General features: G+C 69.2%; 19 protein-coding genes and 1 tRNA gene. 14 read left to right on the forward strand and 6 right to left on the reverse strand.

Translation table 11 applies throughout. The features are described from left to right. The first annotated feature begins 90 nt into the window (after window positions 1-90). The 12 genes from pstS (O9255_RS00825) to rnt all read left to right on the forward strand — a co-directional run bounded on the left by pstS (O9255_RS00825) (window position 91) and on the right by rnt (window position 9,796). The gene (pstS, locus tag O9255_RS00825; protein WP_297864923.1) at window positions 91-1,122 is read left to right on the forward strand and encodes a phosphate ABC transporter substrate-binding protein PstS; all 1,032 of its coding nucleotides are present in this window, start codon (window positions 91-93) and stop codon (window positions 1,120-1,122) included. 91 nt (window positions 1,123-1,213) lie between these two features. Continuing rightward, window positions 1,214-2,293: a phosphate ABC transporter substrate-binding protein PstS gene (gene pstS, locus O9255_RS00830; protein ID WP_297864924.1), complete on the forward strand. Its 1,080-nt coding sequence runs from the start codon at window positions 1,214-1,216 to the stop codon at window positions 2,291-2,293. Between the two features lie 108 nt (window positions 2,294-2,401). Next, a complete protein-coding gene (gene pstC / locus O9255_RS00835) occupies window positions 2,402-3,361 on the forward strand; it encodes a phosphate ABC transporter permease subunit PstC (RefSeq protein WP_297864925.1) in 960 nt (319 codons plus the stop codon). Then, window positions 3,358-4,317, forward strand: coding sequence for a phosphate ABC transporter permease PstA (gene pstA / locus O9255_RS00840; protein ID WP_297864926.1), 960 nt, complete (start codon window positions 3,358-3,360; stop codon window positions 4,315-4,317). Before pstC ends, pstA begins: the two co-directional genes overlap by 4 nt. Beyond that, on the forward strand, window positions 4,310-5,125 hold the full coding sequence (gene pstB / locus O9255_RS00845; protein ID WP_297864927.1) for a phosphate ABC transporter ATP-binding protein PstB: 816 nt from the start codon (window positions 4,310-4,312) through the stop codon (window positions 5,123-5,125). The genes pstA and pstB overlap by 8 nt, the downstream gene beginning before the upstream one ends. 14 nt (window positions 5,126-5,139) lie before the next feature. Next, window positions 5,140-5,832, forward strand: coding sequence for a phosphate signaling complex protein PhoU (gene phoU, locus O9255_RS00850; RefSeq protein WP_297864928.1), 693 nt, complete (start codon window positions 5,140-5,142; stop codon window positions 5,830-5,832). A gap of 5 nt (window positions 5,833-5,837) precedes the next feature. Continuing rightward, window positions 5,838-6,293, forward strand: coding sequence for a hypothetical protein (locus O9255_RS00855; RefSeq protein ID WP_297864929.1), 456 nt, complete (start codon window positions 5,838-5,840; stop codon window positions 6,291-6,293). 41 nt (window positions 6,294-6,334) lie between these two features. After that, window positions 6,335-6,751 carry a hypothetical protein gene (locus O9255_RS00860; RefSeq protein WP_297864930.1) on the forward strand — a complete coding sequence of 139 codons (417 nt, stop codon included), beginning with the start codon at window positions 6,335-6,337 and terminating at the stop codon, window positions 6,749-6,751. Between the two features lie 167 nt (window positions 6,752-6,918). After that, the gene (locus O9255_RS00865; RefSeq protein WP_297864931.1) at window positions 6,919-7,509 is read left to right on the forward strand and encodes a CDP-alcohol phosphatidyltransferase family protein; all 591 of its coding nucleotides are present in this window, start codon (window positions 6,919-6,921) and stop codon (window positions 7,507-7,509) included. Next, window positions 7,509-8,138, forward strand: coding sequence for a lysophospholipid acyltransferase family protein (locus O9255_RS00870; RefSeq protein ID WP_297864932.1), 630 nt, complete (start codon window positions 7,509-7,511; stop codon window positions 8,136-8,138). Before O9255_RS00865 ends, O9255_RS00870 begins: the two co-directional genes overlap by 1 nt. After that, on the forward strand, window positions 8,138-9,082 hold the full coding sequence (locus O9255_RS00875; protein WP_297864933.1) for a phosphatidate cytidylyltransferase: 945 nt from the start codon (window positions 8,138-8,140) through the stop codon (window positions 9,080-9,082). The genes O9255_RS00870 and O9255_RS00875 overlap by 1 nt, the downstream gene beginning before the upstream one ends. A 33-nt stretch (window positions 9,083-9,115) precedes the next feature. Further along, on the forward strand, window positions 9,116-9,796 hold the full coding sequence (gene rnt / locus O9255_RS00880; RefSeq protein WP_297864934.1) for a ribonuclease T: 681 nt from the start codon (window positions 9,116-9,118) through the stop codon (window positions 9,794-9,796). Between the two features lie 30 nt (window positions 9,797-9,826). On the opposite strand, the gene O9255_RS00885 is transcribed toward rnt, so the two are convergent. Genes O9255_RS00885 through rnr form a run of 3 tightly spaced genes read right to left on the reverse strand, consistent with a single transcriptional unit; the run spans window position 9,827 to window position 13,399 of the window. Continuing rightward, window positions 9,827-10,123 carry a hypothetical protein gene (locus O9255_RS00885; RefSeq protein ID WP_297864935.1) on the reverse strand — a complete coding sequence of 99 codons (297 nt, stop codon included), beginning with the start codon at window positions 10,121-10,123 and terminating at the stop codon, window positions 9,827-9,829. Next, complete coding sequence (gene rlmB, locus O9255_RS00890) at window positions 10,120-10,866, reverse strand: 23S rRNA (guanosine(2251)-2'-O)-methyltransferase RlmB (RefSeq protein ID WP_297864936.1); 747 nt, start codon at window positions 10,864-10,866, stop codon at window positions 10,120-10,122. The genes O9255_RS00885 and rlmB overlap by 4 nt, the downstream gene beginning before the upstream one ends. A gap of 22 nt (window positions 10,867-10,888) precedes the next feature. Further along, window positions 10,889-13,399 (reverse strand): ribonuclease R, encoded by a 2,511-nt coding sequence (gene rnr / locus O9255_RS00895; RefSeq protein ID WP_297864937.1) that lies wholly within the window; start codon window positions 13,397-13,399, stop codon window positions 10,889-10,891. A 101-nt stretch (window positions 13,400-13,500) separates the two neighbouring features. On the opposite strand from rnr, the gene O9255_RS00900 reads away from it, so the two are divergent. Together O9255_RS00900 and O9255_RS00905 are read left to right on the forward strand one after the other, a co-directional pair. Further along, a tRNA-Leu gene (locus O9255_RS00900) sits at window positions 13,501-13,585 on the forward strand. A gap of 109 nt (window positions 13,586-13,694) precedes the next feature. Further along, on the forward strand, window positions 13,695-14,468 hold the full coding sequence (locus O9255_RS00905) for a hypothetical protein (protein WP_297864938.1): 774 nt from the start codon (window positions 13,695-13,697) through the stop codon (window positions 14,466-14,468). 120 nt (window positions 14,469-14,588) lie between these two features. Here O9255_RS00905 and O9255_RS00910 read toward each other — a convergent pair whose 3' ends face one another. The 3 genes from O9255_RS00910 to O9255_RS00920 are packed head-to-tail and all read right to left on the reverse strand — an operon-like array spanning window position 14,589 to window position 17,670. Beyond that, window positions 14,589-15,251 (reverse strand): M24 family metallopeptidase, encoded by a 663-nt coding sequence (locus tag O9255_RS00910; RefSeq protein WP_297864939.1) that lies wholly within the window; start codon window positions 15,249-15,251, stop codon window positions 14,589-14,591. Continuing rightward, window positions 15,248-16,435 carry an FAD-dependent oxidoreductase gene (locus O9255_RS00915; protein ID WP_297864940.1) on the reverse strand — a complete coding sequence of 396 codons (1,188 nt, stop codon included), beginning with the start codon at window positions 16,433-16,435 and terminating at the stop codon, window positions 15,248-15,250. The genes O9255_RS00910 and O9255_RS00915 overlap by 4 nt, the downstream gene beginning before the upstream one ends. After that, window positions 16,432-17,670 (reverse strand): FAD-dependent monooxygenase, encoded by a 1,239-nt coding sequence (locus tag O9255_RS00920; RefSeq protein WP_297864941.1) that lies wholly within the window; start codon window positions 17,668-17,670, stop codon window positions 16,432-16,434. Before O9255_RS00920 ends, O9255_RS00915 begins: the two co-directional genes overlap by 4 nt. Window positions 17,671-17,691: the final 21 nt, after the last annotated feature.

A 17,691-nucleotide genomic window follows, 5' to 3' on the forward strand; every position in this document is an offset into this window, starting at 1 on the left:
ATCCCGGGCCGCCGGGACTCCCCCGGCGGCATGTCAACCGAATGCCACAGAGCTGACACATACTGCCGGCCGCCCCGAGGCGCCGGCCTCATGGAGATTCCCGTGAACCTGAAGACGTTTTCCCGGATCGCCGCGGCCGGCCTGATCGCCGCCTCGGCGTTCGCCGCCCAAGCCCAGAACATCACCGGCGCCGGCGCCTCGTTCGTGTTCCCCGTCATGTCGAAGTGGTCGAGCGAGTACGCCGCCGCTGGCCAGGGCCGCGTCAACTACCAGTCGATCGGCTCGGGCGGCGGCATTGCCCAGGCCAAGGCCGGCACGGTCGACTTCGGCTCGACGGACGCTCCGTTGGCGCCGGCGGACCTCGCCCAGAACAAGCTCGCCCAGTTCCCGTCGGTCATCGGCGGCGTGGTGCCGGTGGTGAACCTGCGCGGCGTCGCCGCCGGCCAGCTGCGCCTCACCGGCCCGGTCATCGCCGAGATCTACCTCGGCAAGATCACCAAGTGGAACGACGCCAAGATCACCGCCCTGAACCCAGGCGTGACGCTGCCCGACCAGACCATCCGCGTGGTCTATCGTTCGGACGGCTCGGGCACCACCTTCAACTTCGTCAATTACCTGTCGCAGATCAGCGCCGAGTGGAAGCAGAAGGTCGGTGTCGGTACTGCCGTTCGCTGGCCGACCGGCTTCGGCGGCCGCGGCAACGAGGGCGTCTCGGCCTACGTGAAGCAGCTGCAGGGCTCCATCGGCTACGTCGAGCTGAGCTACGCCACCACCAACAACCTCACCTATGCCGCGATGCAGAACGCCGCCGGCACCTGGGTGCAGCCGAGCATCGCCAGCTTCCGTGCCGCCGCCGCCAGCGCCGACTGGGCATCGGCCCAGGACTTCAACCTGGTGATCACCAACGCCCCGGGCGAGAACAGCTGGCCGATCGCCGCGACCAATTTCATCCTGGTGTCGACGGCGCCGCGTGATCCAGCCAAGGCCGCCGCCACCCTGAAGTACTTCGAGTGGGCTTACGCCAACGGCGACGCTTCGGCGGAGGCCCTCGGCTACGTGCCGCTGCCCGACCCGCTGGTCGAGCGCGTCAAGGCCTACTGGGCGGCCAAGCTGAAGCGCTGATCGCCCACCAACCCGATCCATCCCCAGGCGCCGGCGTCCCCGGCGCCTGCGGCATCATGACCACCGCGAAAACGAACGACGGAGCACCGCCATGACCTCGACCCTGCTGCGCACCACTCTCGCCCTCGGCGCCGCAAGCCTGCTCGCCGCCTGCGGCGGATCGTCCGACGCCCCCGCGGCGAACGGCGAGGCCGGGACGGCCCCGGCGCAGCCGGCGGCGATCGATGTCACCGGCGCCGGCGCCTCGTTCGTCTTTCCGCTGCTCTCGAAGTGGTCGAGCGAGTACGCCACCGGCACGGGCAACCGGGTGAACTACCAGTCGATCGGCTCGGGCGGCGGCATCGCCCAGGCCAAGGCCGGCACGGTCGACTTCGGCTCGACCGACGCCCCGCTGAAGCCGGAAGAACTCGCGGCGGCCAACCTCGGCCAGTTCCCGTCGGTCGTTGGCGGCGTGGTGCCGGTCGTCAATATCGAAGGCCTGCCGGCCAACCAGCTGCGGCTGACCGGCCCGCTGCTGGCCGACATCTACCTGGGCAAGATCGCCCAGTGGAACGATCCCGCCATCGTCGAGATCAACCCGGGCGTCACCCTGCCGGAGGCCGACATCAAGGTCGTCTACCGTTCGGACGGTTCGGGCACCACGTTCAACTTCGTCAACTACCTCGGCCAGGTCAGCCCGGCGTGGGCGGAGGGCGTGGGCCAGGCCGCGACGGCGGTGAAGTGGCCGACGGGCGTGGGCGGCAAGGGCAACGAGGGCGTGGCCGCCTACACCAAGCAGCTCAGCGGCGCGATCGGCTATGTCGAGCTCAGCTACGCGCTGCAGAACAACCTGACCACGGTCAGCCTGCAGAACGCCGCCGGCACCTGGGTCGCCCCGAGCATCGCCAGCTTCCAGGCCGCCGCCGCCAGCGCCGACTGGGCCAACGCGCAGGACTTCCATCTGGTCATCACCAATGCGCCGGGCGCGGACGCGTGGCCGATCGCCGCCACCAACTTCATCCTGGTCAGCAAGGCGCCGTCGAACCCGGCCAAGGCGCGCGCCGCGCTCGAGTTCTTCAAGTGGGGCTACGCCAACGGCGATGCCCGCGCCGAAGAGCTGGGCTACGTGCCGCTGCCGGACGCCCTGGTCACCCAGGTCGAGGGCTACTGGGCGCAGAACTTCACGTTCTGAAGGCCGGGTACAATCCCCGCTCCACCGTCCGCCCTGCCTCGGGCGTGATCCAACGCCCGCGTCGCCTGACGCGGGCGTCCTGATCTGAACTCTCCGGTACGAAACCTGATGGCGTCCGCCACGTCCCAACTCGACCACCTGGCCCGCGGCGACGCGCGTGCCGACCGCCTGTTCCGATGGACCGTGGCGGCCGCCGGCTTCTTCGTCCTGATCAGCCTGATCGGCGCCGCCCTCACGATGGCCTGGGGCGGCCGCGAAGCCTTCGGCACCTTCGGCTGGAGCTTCCTGAGCTCCGACAACTGGGACCCGGGCAACCTCGTCTTCGGCGGCCTCGCCCCGATCGTCGGCACCGTCATCACCGCGGGCATCGCGCTGCTGATCGCCGTGCCGATCAGTTTCGGCATCGCCCTGTTCCTCACCGAGGTCGCGCCGCCGTGGCTGCGCGGCCCCGTGGCGACGGCCATCGAGCTTCTGGCCGGCATCCCGTCGATCATCTACGGCATGTGGGGCCTGTTCATCCTGGTGCCCTTCCTCGCCGAGTACGTCTACCCGTCGTTGAGCGAGTACGGCAGCCAGCTGCCGCTCATCGGTTCCTGGTTCGATGGCCCGCCGATCGGCATCGGCATGCTCACCGCCGGCCTCGTGCTCTCGATCATGATCATCCCGTTCATCGCCTCGGTGATGCGCGAGGTGTTCCTCACCGTCCCGACGCGTCTGAAGGAATCGGCCTACGCGCTGGGCTCGACGACCTTCGAAGTGGTCTGGGACATCGTCCTGCCCTACACCCGCTCGGCGGTGATCGGCGGCATCTTCCTCGGCCTCGGCCGCGCGCTGGGCGAGACGATGGCCGTCACTTTCGTGCTCGGCAACGCCAACCGCCTCGCCAATCTGCTCGAGCCCTCCAGCTCGATCGCCGCGACCATCGCCAACGAGTTCGGTGAAGCCTTCGCCGACCTGCATCGCAGCTCGCTGTTGGCCCTGGGCTTCGTGCTCTTCATCGTCACCTTCATCGTCCTCAGCATCGCCAAGCTGATGCTGATGAGCCTCAAGCGCCGGGAGGGCAAGTGATGGACGCCGCCGTCTCCGAGCGCCTGTTCCAGCGCCGCCGCCTCGTCAACGTGCTCGCCCTCGTGCTCTCGGGCACGGCAGCGATGGTCGGGCTGTTCTTCCTCGTCTGGATCCTCTTCACCACGCTCTCGAAGGGCATCGACGGCCTCAGCCTCGCGATGTTCACCGAGATGACCCCGCCCCCGGGCGCCGAGATCGGCGTGGGCGGCCTGCTCAACGCCATCGTCGGCAGCATCGTCATGTGCACGCTGGCGGTGCTGATGGCCGCACCGGTCGGCATCGCGGCGGGCACCTACCTCGCGGAGTACGCCAACTTCCGCAAGATCGGCAGCGTCATCCGCTTCGTCAACGACATCCTGCTGTCGGCGCCGTCGATCGTGCTTGGCCTGTTCGTCTACATGGTGCTGATCGGCACGCCGCGCCAGGTGGCGACGGCCATCCAGTCCACCGAGGCCGGGCAGCAGGGCTGGCTGGCGGGCGTGGCCGACTGGCTGATCGGCGTTTCGGGCTTCTCGGCCATCGCCGGCGCCGTCGCACTGGGCTTCATCGTGTTGCCGGTGGTCGTCCGCACCACCGACGAGATGCTGCGCCTCGTCCCCGCCCAGATGCGCGAAGCCGCGCTGTCGCTCGGCATCCCGCAGTGGAAGGTCACGGTGCACGTGCTCTACCGCGCGGCGCTGTCCGGCATCCTCACCGGCGTCATGCTCGGCCTCGCCCGCATCTCCGGCGAGACGGCACCGCTGCTGTTCACGGCCTTCAACAACAGTTTCTGGAACCTCGACTTGGGCGAGCCGATGGCCAACCTGCCGGTCACGGTCTACCAGTTCGCCATGAGCCCGTTCGAGAACTGGCAGCTGCTGGCCTGGGCCGGCGCCTTCCTCATCACCTGCTTCGTCCTGCTGGTCAGCATCACCGCCCGCACCCTCCTGCTGCGCAAGAAGATCGCCAATGACTAACGCCCCGATCGCCCTGCAGACCGCCGTCGCCGGCGGCGAGCCCGCCACGGCTTCGCCGGCCAAGCTGGTCGCGAAGAACCTCAACTTCTTCTACGGCGACTACCGCGCGCTGAAGGACATCAACCTCACCGTCCCCGAGAAGCGCGTCACCGCGCTGATCGGCCCGTCGGGCTGCGGCAAGTCCACCCTGCTGCGCATCTACAACAAGATCTATTCGATCTACCCGGGCCAGCGCGCCGAGGGCGAGATCCTGCTCGACGGCCAGAACCTGCTGGACCCGAAGTATCCGATCAACCGCCTGCGCAGCAAGATCGGCATGGTGTTCCAGAAGCCGGTGCCGTTCCCGATGTCGATCTACGACAACGTGGCCTACGGCATCGGCCACTACGAGAAGCTCAACAAGTCCGACATGGACGACCGCGTCGAACAAGCCCTGCGCCAGGGCGCCCTGTGGGACGAGGTGAAGGACAAGCTCAAGCAGAGCGCCCTCGGCCTCTCCGGCGGCCAGCAGCAGCGCCTGTGCATCGCCCGCGCCGTCGCGCTGAAGCCCGAGGTGATCCTGTTCGACGAGCCGACCTCGGCCCTCGACCCGATCGCCACTGGCAAGATCGAGCAGTTGATCGCCGAGCTCAAGCAGCAGTTCACGATCCTGATCGTCACCCACAACATGCAGCAGGCCGCCCGCTGCTCCGACTTCACCGCCTTCATGTACCTGGGCGAGCTGGTCGAGCACGGCGTCACCCAGCAGATCTTCACCAAGCCCTCGAAGCAGCAGACCGAGGACTACATCACCGGCCGGTTCGGCTGAGCCAGGAGCGAATCATGGGCACCGAACACATCGTCAAGAGCTTCGACGCCGAGCTCCAGCGGATCAACGGCGAGATCACCCGCATGGGCGAGATGGCCCTCGGCCAGATCGAGGCGGCCATCGACGTGCTGCAGCGCCGCGACAGCAAGGCCGCGGAGCGCGTCACCATCAACGACGACGCCATCGACGAGCTGGAGCAGGTCATCTCCAACGACGTGCTGCGCGTGCTGGCCCTGCGCCAGCCGATGGCCCGCGACCTGCGCGAGGTGTACGCCGCGCTGCGCATCGCCGCCGACATCGAACGCATCGGCGACTACGCTTCCAACGTGGCGAAGCGCTCGATGGTGCTGAACCAGAGCGCCCCCGTCGCCCCGGCCCGCGGCCTGCCCGCGCTGGCCGGATTGGCCAGCGAGCTGCTGGCCGAAGCCCTCGAGGCCTACCGCCTGCGCGACGCCGACCGTGCCGCCGCGATGCGCGACCGCGATGCCGAACTCGATGCCGCCTACACCAGCCTGTTCCGCGAGCTGCTGACCTACATGGCGGAGGATCCGAAGCAGATCACGCCGTGCACGCACCTGCTGTTCATGGCCAAGAACATCGAGCGCATCGGCGACCACGCCACCAACATCGCCGAGAACACCTGGTTCCTGGTGCACGGCGAGTCGATGGCGGGAAGCCGGGAAAAGGCCGACAAGACCAGCGAGTAAGGGCGATGGCGACCGGGCAGCGACCTCCGATCGGCCCGTCGGCGTTCGCGCCGCACGGCGCCGTCGACCAGGCATCGCCACCAGTGGCCGGCAGCCGGGTCGTCTACATCGACGCCACCGGCCCCTTCAATCGCGAAATGGTCGACCAGATCCGCGAGATCCACACGACGACCTTCCGCGACGCCGCGGCCCAAGGGCCGTTCGGCCACATCACCACCTTCCACGCGAGCATGCTGGCGACGCCGGACGCCTTCACCGCGTTCGCCGCTCTGCTCGCCGAGTGGATGTCGATGGGCATCATTCCAACGGCCAGCGCCTACGTGGTCGGGCCCGAGGTGGAAGGAAAGACGATCGTGGAAACCCACTACCGGCGCGCCTGGGAAGGGGCCTGTTTCGAGATCTTCGAACGCCGGGACGAGGCCGAGGCGTGGATCGCCCGAATGCTGGCCGAAGCGTCGTGAACCGGACGGCCCTGTCCGAGCAATCCGCGGGGCCTTAGGTCGTGATCCCCCACGCGCCGCGCGGCCACATCACCGCCCACATCGCGGATCGGGTGCTGTTCTTCGAGTCGACGGGGCCCTTCGATGGAGAGATCGTGGAGGCGGTGATCCGCGCCTATCGTCCGCTGCTCCAGCGCCTGGCCGATGGCGGGCCCTTCGCCCACGTCAGCACGTTCCACCGGAGCATGCTGGCCACGCCCGATGCTCTGGAGGCCTTCGACCAATTGCTCGGCGAGTGGCGGCGCTCAGGGCTCGCACCGATCGCGAACGCCTACGTCGCGGCGGCCGATATCGAGGGCCGCAGCCTGATGATGCCGATCTTCGCCAACGTGTTCAGCGGATTCAGTCCCTTCCGCGAATTCGACCGGTTCGACGCGGCCGAGGCCTGGGCTCGCCAGCAGTTGGCTGCGGCCTGCTGAGCGCGGCGGGTCTCCCGAAGGCGCGGGGGATGCAGTAGCGGATTCGAACGGCGGTGCGTCGCTGGATGCGCGACTCGCGATCAGCGGACGAACCACGCGCCACGCGGACCTTGCCGCCGGCGAGGCCGATCGTTAGCGTGGCTGGCCCCTCCCTCCCCCACGCCCCCTTGACGCTCTACGCCCTCAAACCCCGCTTCCAGGCCCTGCTTCGCCCGGGCGTTGCCTCTCTGGCGCGGGCCGGCATCACCGCCAACCAGGTCACCCTCACGACGTGCCTCGTGTCGGTCGCCCTCGGCGTGATGCTGGCCCTCGATCCGCGCCCCGGCCTGTTCCTGCTGCTACCCGCGTGGATGCTGCTGCGCATGGCCTTGAACGCCGTCGACGGCATGCTGGCCCGCGAGTTCGGCCAGCAGTCGCGCCTCGGCGGCTACCTCAACGAACTCACCGACGTCATCGCCGACAGCGCGCTGTTCCTGCCTTTCGCGCTGATCGCGCCGTTCGCACCAGGCTGGGTCTTCGGCGTCGTACTGCTGGCCGTACTCAGCGAGTATGCGGGCGCGCTCGGCCCGATGATGGGTGGCGCGCGTCGCTACGACGGCCCGCTGGGCAAGAGCGACCGCGCCTTCGTGTTCGGCGCGCTCGGCCTTTGGCTCGGCCTCGCCGGATCGCTGCCAGCATGGATCGCGTGGCTGATGCCGGTGCTCTGCCTGCTGCTGGCTTGGACGATCGTCAACCGCGTGCGCGCGGGGCTGCGCTGATGCTGGCCCGCCTCGCTGCCGCCGCGATCACCACGGCCACGCGCCTGCTCACCGGCGCCCGCACGATCTGGATGGCTCCTCCGCCGCCCGGTCTGCAGCGCGTCTACTTCGCCAACCACAGCAGCCACGGTGATTTCGTGCTGCTGTGGTCCTCGCTCGAACCGCACGAACGCGTCCGCACGCGCCCCGTCGCCGGCGCCGACTACTGGAACGGCGACCCGCTGCGGCGCTTCATCGGCCAGCGCGTGTTCCGCGCGGTGCTCGTCGACCGCAACCCGGCGACGCGGACCGCCGATCCGATCGAACAGATGCTCGAAGCGATCGACGCCGACGACTCGCTGATCCTCTTCCCCGAGGGCACGCGCAACCTCACGGAGGAGCGCCTGCTGCCCTTCAAGGCCGGCCTGTGGCACGTCGGCCGTCGCCGCCCGGCGCTGAACCTCGTGCCGGTGTGGATCGACAACCTCAATCGCGTGATGCCGAAGGGCGAACTACTGCCGGTGCCCCTTCTGTGCACGGTGCGCTTCGGTGAACCGCTGCACGTCGACGAAGGCGAGCCCAAGGACGTCTTCCTGCACCGCGCCCGCGAGGCCCTGCTCGCCTTGGCCCCCGAACAGGACGACCGCTGATGCCCGACTTCACCAATCCGTTCGTCCGTCTGTTCACCGGCCTCGGCGGGACGCTGCTTTTCGCCAGCCTCGTTGGCCTAGTGCTGCGACACGCCGTGGCCAAGGGGCAGCCGAACGCCGTCATCGACAACCTCGTCGCCCGCGTCAACGCGTGGTGGTGGATGGTGGGCTTGCTCGGCCTGGTGTTCTGGATGGGGCGCAGTGCGGTCATCGGCTTCTTCGCGCTGCTGAGCTTCCTCGCGCTACGCGAGTTCCTCACCATCACCGACACGCGGCGCGGCGACCACCACGCCCTGCTGGCCAGCTTTTTCCTGTGCCTGCCGGTGCACTACGCGCTGATCTGGGTCGACTGGTACAGCCTGTGGTCGATCCTGGTGCCGGTGTACGGCTTCCTGCTGCTGCCTATCCTCGCCGCGCTGAGCGGTGACCCGAAGCGCTTCCTCACGCGCGCGGCCACGATCCAGTGGGGCGTGATGGTGGCGGTGTACAGCCTGTCGCACCTGCCCGCCCTGCTCGACCTGCGCATCCCCGGCCACGAAGGCGAAGGCATGCTGCTGATCGCCTTCCTGATCCTCGTCGTGCAGGGCAGCGACGTGCTGCAGTACGTCTGGGGCAAGCTGCTCGGCCGCCACAAGCTCTCGCCCACGCTGTCGCCGTCGAAGACCTGGGAAGGACTCATCGGCGGCATCCTCAGCGCGACGGCGCTCGGCGCGGCAATGTCATGGATCACGCCGTTCACGCCGCTGCAGGCCGCGGGCTTGGCCTTCGCGAGTTGCGTGATGGGCTTCTTCGGCGGCTTGGTGCTGTCGGCGATCAAGCGCGACCGCGGCATCAAGGACTGGGGGCACCTGATCGAAGGCCACGGCGGCATGCTCGATCGCCTGGATTCGCTGTGTTTCTCGGCGCCGATCTTCTTCCACCTCGTGCGCTACTTCTGGACCTGAGGGCCGGCGCGCGGCGGCTGGTATCCTGCGCGCATGAGTGATTTCGACGAACAGGGCCCGCAGGGCACGCCCGCCGCCACCGGCGCGCCGCCGATGGCCTCGCGCTTCCGCGGCTTCCTTCCCGTCGTCGTCGATGTCGAGACCGGCGGCTTCGAATCCGCGCGGCACGCCCTGCTGGAAATCGCCGCGGTGCCGATCGAGATGGACGACGAAGGCTTCCTGTTTCCTGGCGAGACGGTGAGCGTGCACGTGGAGCCCGCGCCGGGCCTCGAGATCGACCCGAAGTCGCTGGAGATCACCGGCATCCAGCTCGACCATCCGTTCCGCGACGCGCAACCGGAGAAGCTCGCGCTGGACCGCATCTTCACCCCGGTGCGCGCGGCCGCGAAACGCAACGGCTGCCAGCGCGCCATCCTCGTCGGCCACAACGCGCACTTCGACCTCGGCTTCCTCAACGCGGCGATCGCGCGCGTGGGCCACAAGCGCAGCCCCTTCCATCCCTTCAGCACGATGGACACGGTGACGCTGGCCGGCATGGCCTACGGCCAGACGGTGCTCGCCAAGGCGGTTCAGGCCGCAGGACTGCCCTGGGACGGCAACGAGGCGCATTCGGCCGTCTACGACACCGAGCGCACGGCGCAGCTGTTCTGCGCGGTGATGAACCGCTGGAAGCAGTTCAACGACCTCGATCTGCAGCGCGCCGCGCAGGACTGAGCGCGGCCCGGAGGGCGGCGGCGACGCGGCTCAGGTTGCCGGGGATTTCGGCGCGCGGAACGCCGCTGCACGCGCTGCCAAGCCGCGCCACAGCCCGTAGAGGCTGATCGCGATCCAAGCGATCTGCATCAGGAAGGGCGTGAGCACCTCGGTGATCGGGGCCGGCGAACCGAAGATCGAGACGAGGATGAAGATCGAACCAAACAGGTTCGCGACCTGGTAGCCGATCGAACTGCCCTGCAGCTTGCCCGCCTGAAGCAGCGCATACGCCAGCAGCACGAAGGCGATGCCGGCCATGCCGATGAAGTCGAACCACTGCAGGCTCACGCGGCGCCCCGCTGGCGCACCGCCTCGAACAGCGCGACGCCGGTCGCGACGGAGACGTTGAGGCTCTCCATGTCGCCGGGCATCGGGATGCGGACAAGCTGGTCGCAGGTCTCGCCGGTGAGGCGGCGCAGGCCGTCGCCCTCGCCCCCGAGCACGAGACCCACATTGCCCTTGAGGTCGAGCGAGTAGAACGAGGCCTTGGCTTCGCCGGCGAAGCCGTAGAGCCACACGCCAAGGTCCTTCAGCTCGCGAAGCGCGCGGGCGAGGTTGGTCACCTGCACCAACGCGATGCGGTCGGCCGCACCGGCCGCGGTCTTGCGCACGGTGGCGGTGACGCCCACGGCCTTGTCCTTCGGGATGATCACGCAGGTGACGCCCGCGGCGGCCGCGCTGCGCAGGCAGGCGCCGAGATTGTGCGGGTCCTGCACGCCATCGAGCACGAGCACCAGGGCCTTGCCCTCCGCGCCTTCGACCAGCCCCTTCAGGTCCTTCTCGTCGAGCAGCTTGGCGGCTTCGTAGCGCGCGGCCACACCCTGGTGGCGCGTGCCGCCGGCGATGCCTTCCAGCGCCTGCGTGTTCACCTTCCGCACCGGGATGCCGCAATCGACGGCTTCCTTCTCGATCTCGGAAAGGCGCGGGTTCTTGCCACTGTTCTCCATCAGCACTTCGCGAACATTGGCGACGTCGTGCTCGAGGGCGGAGGCGACGGCATTGATGCCGACAATCCAGCTGGTCTTGCTCATGAGGGGTTCCGTATCGTTTTCGTCAGCGGCGGGACTTGCCGGCCTTCGATTTGGGCGCGCCGCCTTTGCCGGCAGGCTTGCCGAGGCCAGCCTTTGCCGCACCGCGCGGCGCCTTGGCGTTGGGATGCGGGCGCGCGGTCGGCGTGCCGCCCTTGCGCGGCGTGTCGATCTCGTCCGGCAGCACCAGCTTGAAGTCGATGCGGCGGTCCTCGACGGAAGCGCGCAGCACCTTCACCCGCACGGTGTCGCCGAGCGACCATGCGAGGCCCCGGCGCTCGCCAGCCAGCGTCTTCCGCGTGGCGTCGAAGTGGTAGTAGTCGTGCGGCAGCATGGTCACGTGGACGAGGCCGTTGACCTTCGACTCGATCAGCTCCACGAACAGGCCGAAGCTGGTGACGCCGCTGACGACGCCGTCGAAATCGCTGCCAACGTGCTGCTCCATCCACGCGCTGCGGTAGCGCTCGTCGACCTCGCGCTCGGCCTCGTCGGCGCGGCGCTCCTTCTCCGAGCAGGCGAGGCAGAGCGTGCCCATCTCCTTCTCGGTGTAGCTGAAGTCGCTGGCGCTGCCGCCGTTGAGGATGTGCTTGATCGAACGGTGCAGCAGCAGGTCCGGGTAACGGCGGATCGGCGAGGTGAAGTGGCCGTAGCTTTCCAGCGCGAGGCCGAAGTGGCCGATGTTCTCGATGGAGTACTGCGCGAGGCTCTGCGAGCGCAGCAGCACGGTTTCCAGCAGGGCGGCGTCCGGGCGCTTGCGCACCTTGCGCAGCAGCGTGGTGAAGTCCTTGGGCTCGACCTTCTGCCACGGCGGCAGGCGCAGGCCGAACTCCATCAGGAATTCCAACAGCTCGGTGTACTTGCGCTCCGGCGGACGATCGTGGATGCGGAAGGGTGCCGGGATCTTCTTGCGGATGACGAAGCGCGCGGCCTCGACGTTCGCCGCGATCATGCATTCCTCGATCAGCTTGTGGGCGTCGTTGCGCTCCAGCATGCCGGCCTGGATCACCTCGCCCTTGGCATCGAGCACGAAGCGCACTTCGCCCGATTCGAACTCGATCGCGCCGCGCTCGCCGCGCGCCTTCGACAGCACCCGGTACAACTGGTGCAGGGCCTCGATCTGCGGGCGCAGCGAGCCCAACTGGACCAGGGCCTCCTCGTCGCCGTCGATGGCCTTGCCGACGGTCGTGTACGTCAGGCGGGCGTGTGAACGCATCACCGCCTCGTAGAACTTCGAGCGGCTGACGTTGCCGTCGAAGTCGACGCGCATGTCGCAGACGAAGCACAGGCGGTCGACCTTCGGGTTCAACGAGCAGATGCCGTTGCTGAGCGTCTCCGGCAGCATCGGCACGACGAAGCCGGGGAAGTACACCGAGGTGCCACGCTGCACCGCTTCGGCGTCGAGCGCCGTGCCCGGCCGCACGTAGGCCGAGACGTCGGCGATGGCGACGATCAGGCGGAAACCCTTGCCGTCCGCTTCGCACCACACGGCGTCGTCGAAGTCCTTCGCGTCCTCGCCGTCGATGGTGACCAGCGGCACGCTGCGCAGGTCCACGCGCTTGGCAGCGACGTCGGCCGGCACCTCGAGCGGCACCGCTTCGGCCTCGTGCAGCGTCTCCTGCGGGAAATCGTGCGGCAGGTTGTGGGTGTGGATGGCGGCTTCGACCACGCGCGAGGCGGTGAGTCGATCACCCAGCACGACGAGGATCCGGCCGAAGGGCGGGCGGCCCGACTCGGGCGGCGCGGTAATCTCGGCGACCACGCGCTGGCCTTCCTTCGCGCCATTTCGGGCCAGCGGCGGGATCAGCACCTCGGCGAGGATGCGGCGGTCGTCGGGCACGACGTACCCGATGCCGGCACGCTCCTCGAAGCGACCCATCACGCGGGTGAGCCGGCGTTCGAGAACTTCGACGACGGCGCCTTCGCGGCGGCCGCGACGGTCGACGCCGGTGACGCAGCCGAGCACGCGATCGCCGTGCATCACCTTGCGCATCTCGTTCGGCGGCAGGAACAAGTCGTCGCTGCCGTCCTCGGGCTTCAGGAAGCCGAAGCCGTCCGGGTTGGCGATGACGCGGCCGGGAATCAGGTCGAGTCGCTCGGCCGGCGCGAAGCCGCCGCGGCGGTTCAGCAGCAGCTGGCCGTCGCGCACCATCGCAGCGAGCCGCTTCGACAGCGCCTCGAAGCGGTCGGGCGCCTCGAGGGCGAAGGCCTTGGCCAGCTCGTCGGCGGTCACCGGGCCGGGCGCGGCGACGAGGTGCGCAAGGATGGCCTCGCGGCTGGTGATCGGGTTGTCGTAGCGCTGCGCCTCGCGGCCCGCATGGGGGTCGGCCGCGCCTCGGGTCGCCGTTGGCGTGCCGGCGGGGGCGTCGACGCCGTAGGGGTCGTAGCTGCGGGGACGGGGGCCTGCGCGACCACTGCCGCGCGTCGCCTCCGGCATCCAGGGTGCCTTTGCCGGCGGCTTGCCCCGGCCACTGCCGCCGGACGAACCGCCCGGACCGTTGCCGGGGCCTTTGCCCCGGCTGCCTTTCGATTTGGTCATGGGCGGGAGCATACCGCGACGTGAACACCGGGCGTTGACAGTCCGACGCGCGGCCCGTAATCTTCGCGGCCTTCCAGCGCCTCCGGCGTTGCGAGGCACCTGCCCAGGTGGCGGAATTGGTAGACGCACTAGTTTCAGGTACTAGCGGGTAAAACCGTGGAGGTTCGAGTCCTCTCCTGGGCACCAATGCAAAAGCCCGCCGCAAGGCGGGTTTTTCTTTTTGGGGTCGTCGGCAGCGGGATAACGATTTGCCTGCTAGGGTTTTAGGCAAATCGGAGCACAAGGACCTGCAGCCATGACATGGCTGAGATGGATTGTCGTTTCCTCCTTATCGGTTCTTGGTCTCGGCGCCTCTGCCGCTGAGCCGAAGGTTGAGCTCCGTTTTCCCTTCACCAGCATCGCGCCTTTGGTGATGCGCGATGCATGCGGCGAAGTCCGGGGCATCGTGCCCAGCCAGGTTCGGCGACTCGCCAGAAATGCCGACTTGCGGATCACGTTCGTCGATGTCCCGGGGTCGCATTCCCGCGACGCCTTGCAGCAGCGCAACATCACCATGGATCTGGATTTTCCAGGCACTTGGCGCGATGAGCACATGCAGAGACTCAACCTCTCCGTAAGTGTGGATATGGTCAGACTCGAGAGGCTTTCCGAAACCTCGCGTGTCGCGCCGACGACGACAGCGATCTATTCCGATTCCATCCGCCCCCTGATCAGGAGCACGGATCGAGCGGTGGTGGTCCGGGACTTCAACGAGATGGCTCGGCTCTGGGTTCTGGGCCAGATTGACGCCGTGATCGGCCCCAAGGAGCCGGTGCTGTATGCGCTGTTCCTTCAGGGCGTGAAGCCAAGCGATGTGACCCCTCGCCTGGAAGTGCTTTCCACCGCCCACGCCTTCATTTACGTCGACCCCAGCGTCGGCCCCGACGTCATTGCACGCCTGGAGGCCGCCGGGGAGGAAATGGCGTGGCCACTGAGCCTTGCCCAACTGCGCGAGCGCTACCTGAGCCAGGCGGCGCGGGGGCTGAAGGACGGCACCCCTCGCTGCGAGCGGCCGACGCCGCGAACGTGAAGGCAAGCCCGGCGCCTCGCCATCCGGTGCGGGCAGACGACATATTCCAGCGGAGGCTTCTGTCTGTGGATGCCCGGGCAGGAGCGCGTTCTCCAGACCAGGGAGACCATCGTCCGGCCTTCAGCGCGCCAGCAGGTCCTCGTGGAAGGCGCCGATCGGCCGCTCCGGATGGCGGATCTGGATCTCGAGGATCCACAGCGCATCGCCCGGCTCATGGCTGACCGCGCCCAAGTCCGGCGCCTTGTGGATCGCGTGCGGGAAATCGCCAACGCGATGGCCCTTCACGTCGTGGTTGAATTCCCAGCCCATCGCGGTCGCCTCGCGCTTGGCGAAGGCGTAGAGCTCACGGCCGGTCGGGCGCAGCTCACGCCATGCGGCGGCGACGCGGTCCCAAAGTTCACGACAGGCCGCGGCGCAGGCCTGCATCGTCTCGTCCTCGCCCACCACGAAGGTGGTGCCGGCATCACCCTCGTGGCCATCCCACACCGCGCCGAGGTCGACGAAGAACAGGTCGTTCTCGCCGAGTACCGCGTCAACGGGCGAGCGCTCCTTCCACATCAGCCGCGTGTTCGGGCCGACGCGGACGATGTCCGGGTGCCAGCGCCGCTGGTAGCCCAGTGAAGCCAGCACCTCGCCGGCCAAGGCCTTGGCCTCGCTCTCGCGCATGCCGGGACGAACGCCGCGACCAATCGCATTGACGGCTTCCCAGGTCTTGGCCTGCGCGTGCAGCAAAGCTTCGCGCCGGTAGCCCGCACCGGTGCGCTCATGGGCTTCGGCACTCATCGCGCGCCTCCCGCGGCATGGCCCCAGAGCAGGCGGTTGAGCGGCGGGAGGTTGCCGGCTGCCAGCGCCCAGCCGCGCAAGGCGACAGCCGGCGGTGCCGCATTCGAGTAGACGTCATGGATGGCTTCGAAGGCCCGCGCCGACACCACGTTGTCGCTGTGCCGGCGCCGCGCCCAGCGCGACAGCATCGTTTCCGAGATCGGCGCACGCCGCCGCGACAGGGCGTCGTCCACGCCCGTCAGCAACTCGCCGACGTCGCGCAGACCGAGGTTCACGCCCTGCCCGGCCAGCGGATGCACGGCGTGCGCGGCGTCCCCGAGCAAGGCGATGCGCCCCTCGCGCGTACGGGTGGCGAGCTGGCGCTTCAGCGGAAAGGCGATGCGCGGCGAATCAAGCGCGAGATCGCCGAGCACGCGATCGGACGCGCGGGTGATCTCGGCGTTGAATTGCGCTTCGGGCACGGTGGCGAGGCGATCGGCTTCGCCCTGCGGCAGCGACCAGACGATCGACACGCGGCCGTCCGCGCAGGGCAGCAGGGCCAGCGGCCCGGACGGCAGGAAGCGCTGCCAGCAGGTGGCGTCGTGCGGACGCTCGGTGCGCAGGTAGGCGACCAGCCCCTTCGCCGCGTAGTCGCGGGCGTCGAGGTCGATGCCGGCCAGCCCGCGCACCGCGGAGGCCGCGCCGTCCGCGCCGAACACCCACGAGGCGCGGATGCGACGCTCGCCGGCCAATCGCAGCGCCACGTCGTCGTCGCCGGGCTCAAGGCCTTCGACGGCGGCATCAAGGATCGGCACGCCCGCGGCGCCGAGCGCCGCCTGCAGGCGATCAACCAGCAGCCCGTGTTCGACGATGTGGCCCAGGCGTGGCACGCCAAGCGCGGCGGCGTCGAAGCGCAAGGGCGCGCCACCGCCGGCGTCCCAGACCTGCATCGCCGCGTAGGGCTGGGCGCGCGCAGCACGCACGGCCGGCCAGACCTCGAGCGCGCCAAGCAGGGCCTCGCTGTCGGGCGCGATCGCGTAAACGCGCAGGTCCGGCGCGTCGGCGCGCCACGCGGCCGGCGGCGTGGATTCGACCACTGCGACATCGAGGCCGCGGCGCTTCAGCCCGAGCGCCAGTGCGCTGCCGACGATGCCCGCGCCGACCACGACGGCATCGAGGCGGCGACGTTCGATCGAGGCGCTCATGCGGCGTCCCTCGCCAGCGTCGGCACGCGGCCGCGGAAGCCCATCGCGCCGGCGACGAAGCCCGCGCGCAGCCCGGCATCGAGGTTCATCGCGGCGAAACCGAGGCTGCGTCCGAGGCGATGCCATGGGGATTCGCTCGCGGTCACCCGCGCGAGGCCGTCGCTGAAGGCAAGGGTCTCGGCGCGGTCGATGCCGCGGCGATCCTCGTAGGCCGCAAGCACGGGCGCGGCCCCGGGGTCCGAAGCGCCGCTCGTCCGTGTCTCGGCCAGCACATCGACGAGGCTCAGCGCATCGCGCAATCCAAGGTTGAAGCCCTGCGCACCGATCGGATGGATCGTCTGCGCCGCATTGCCGACCAGCACCAGGCGTTCGGCCACCAGCGATGTCGCCACCAGCCGGCGCAGCGGCCAGGCGCTGCGCGCACCGACCTCGCGCACGGCACCGGCACGCCAGCCGGCGCGGCGCTGGAACGCCTCGGCGAAGGCGCGATCATCCAGGGCCATCACGGCGTCCGCCTCGTCGGTGGCCACGCCCATCAAGGCGCCATGGCGCCCGCCGGCCATCGGCAGCAGGGCGCAAGGGCCTGTCGCCGTCAGGCGTTCGTAGGCCGTGCCCGGGGTCGCGGCACCCATGCGCACCGAGGTGACGATCAGGGTCTGCCCGTAGTCGTGGGTCTCGACACCGATGCCCGCGGAAGCGCGCAGCGGCGAGTGCGTGCCATCGGCCGCGACCACAAGCCGGGCCCGCCAGCGCTGCACGGACGCCGCGGTCCCGGGGTCGCCCGGGCTCACGTGGACGTCGAGGGCGCGATAACCGTCGTCGGCCACACCGGCCGCAGTAGCCGTGCCGCGCACCGACACCAGGCCCGGCAGCGCGGCCACCGCCTGCTGCAGTGCCGACCCGAGATCTCCGGCGAGCACGACACCGCCGAAGGCCTCGCGCCCGACATCGCGCGCCGCCACCGAGAGCACGCCGAAATCGCCCTCGCGGCTGACATGGAGGCGCTCGATGGGCGTCGGGGGCGTGGCAAGGCGAGCGAGCACGCCCAGCCGGCCCAAGGCATTGAGGCTGGCGGCCGCCAAGGCCAGCTTGCGCGGGTCCGCCGCCAGCGGCGTCGAGCCGGTGCCGGCATCCACGAGGCCCACGGCCAGGCCGAGTGGCGCCAGCGCACACGCGAAGCTGCAACCGACGAGGCCACCGCCGACCACCACCACGTCGAAATCTCGGATCTCCATGCCGCGCAAGGATACGCGTCT

It is taken from the genome of Silanimonas sp. (assembly GCF_027530345.1).
Lineage (GTDB): Bacteria > Pseudomonadota > Gammaproteobacteria > Xanthomonadales > Xanthomonadaceae > Silanimonas.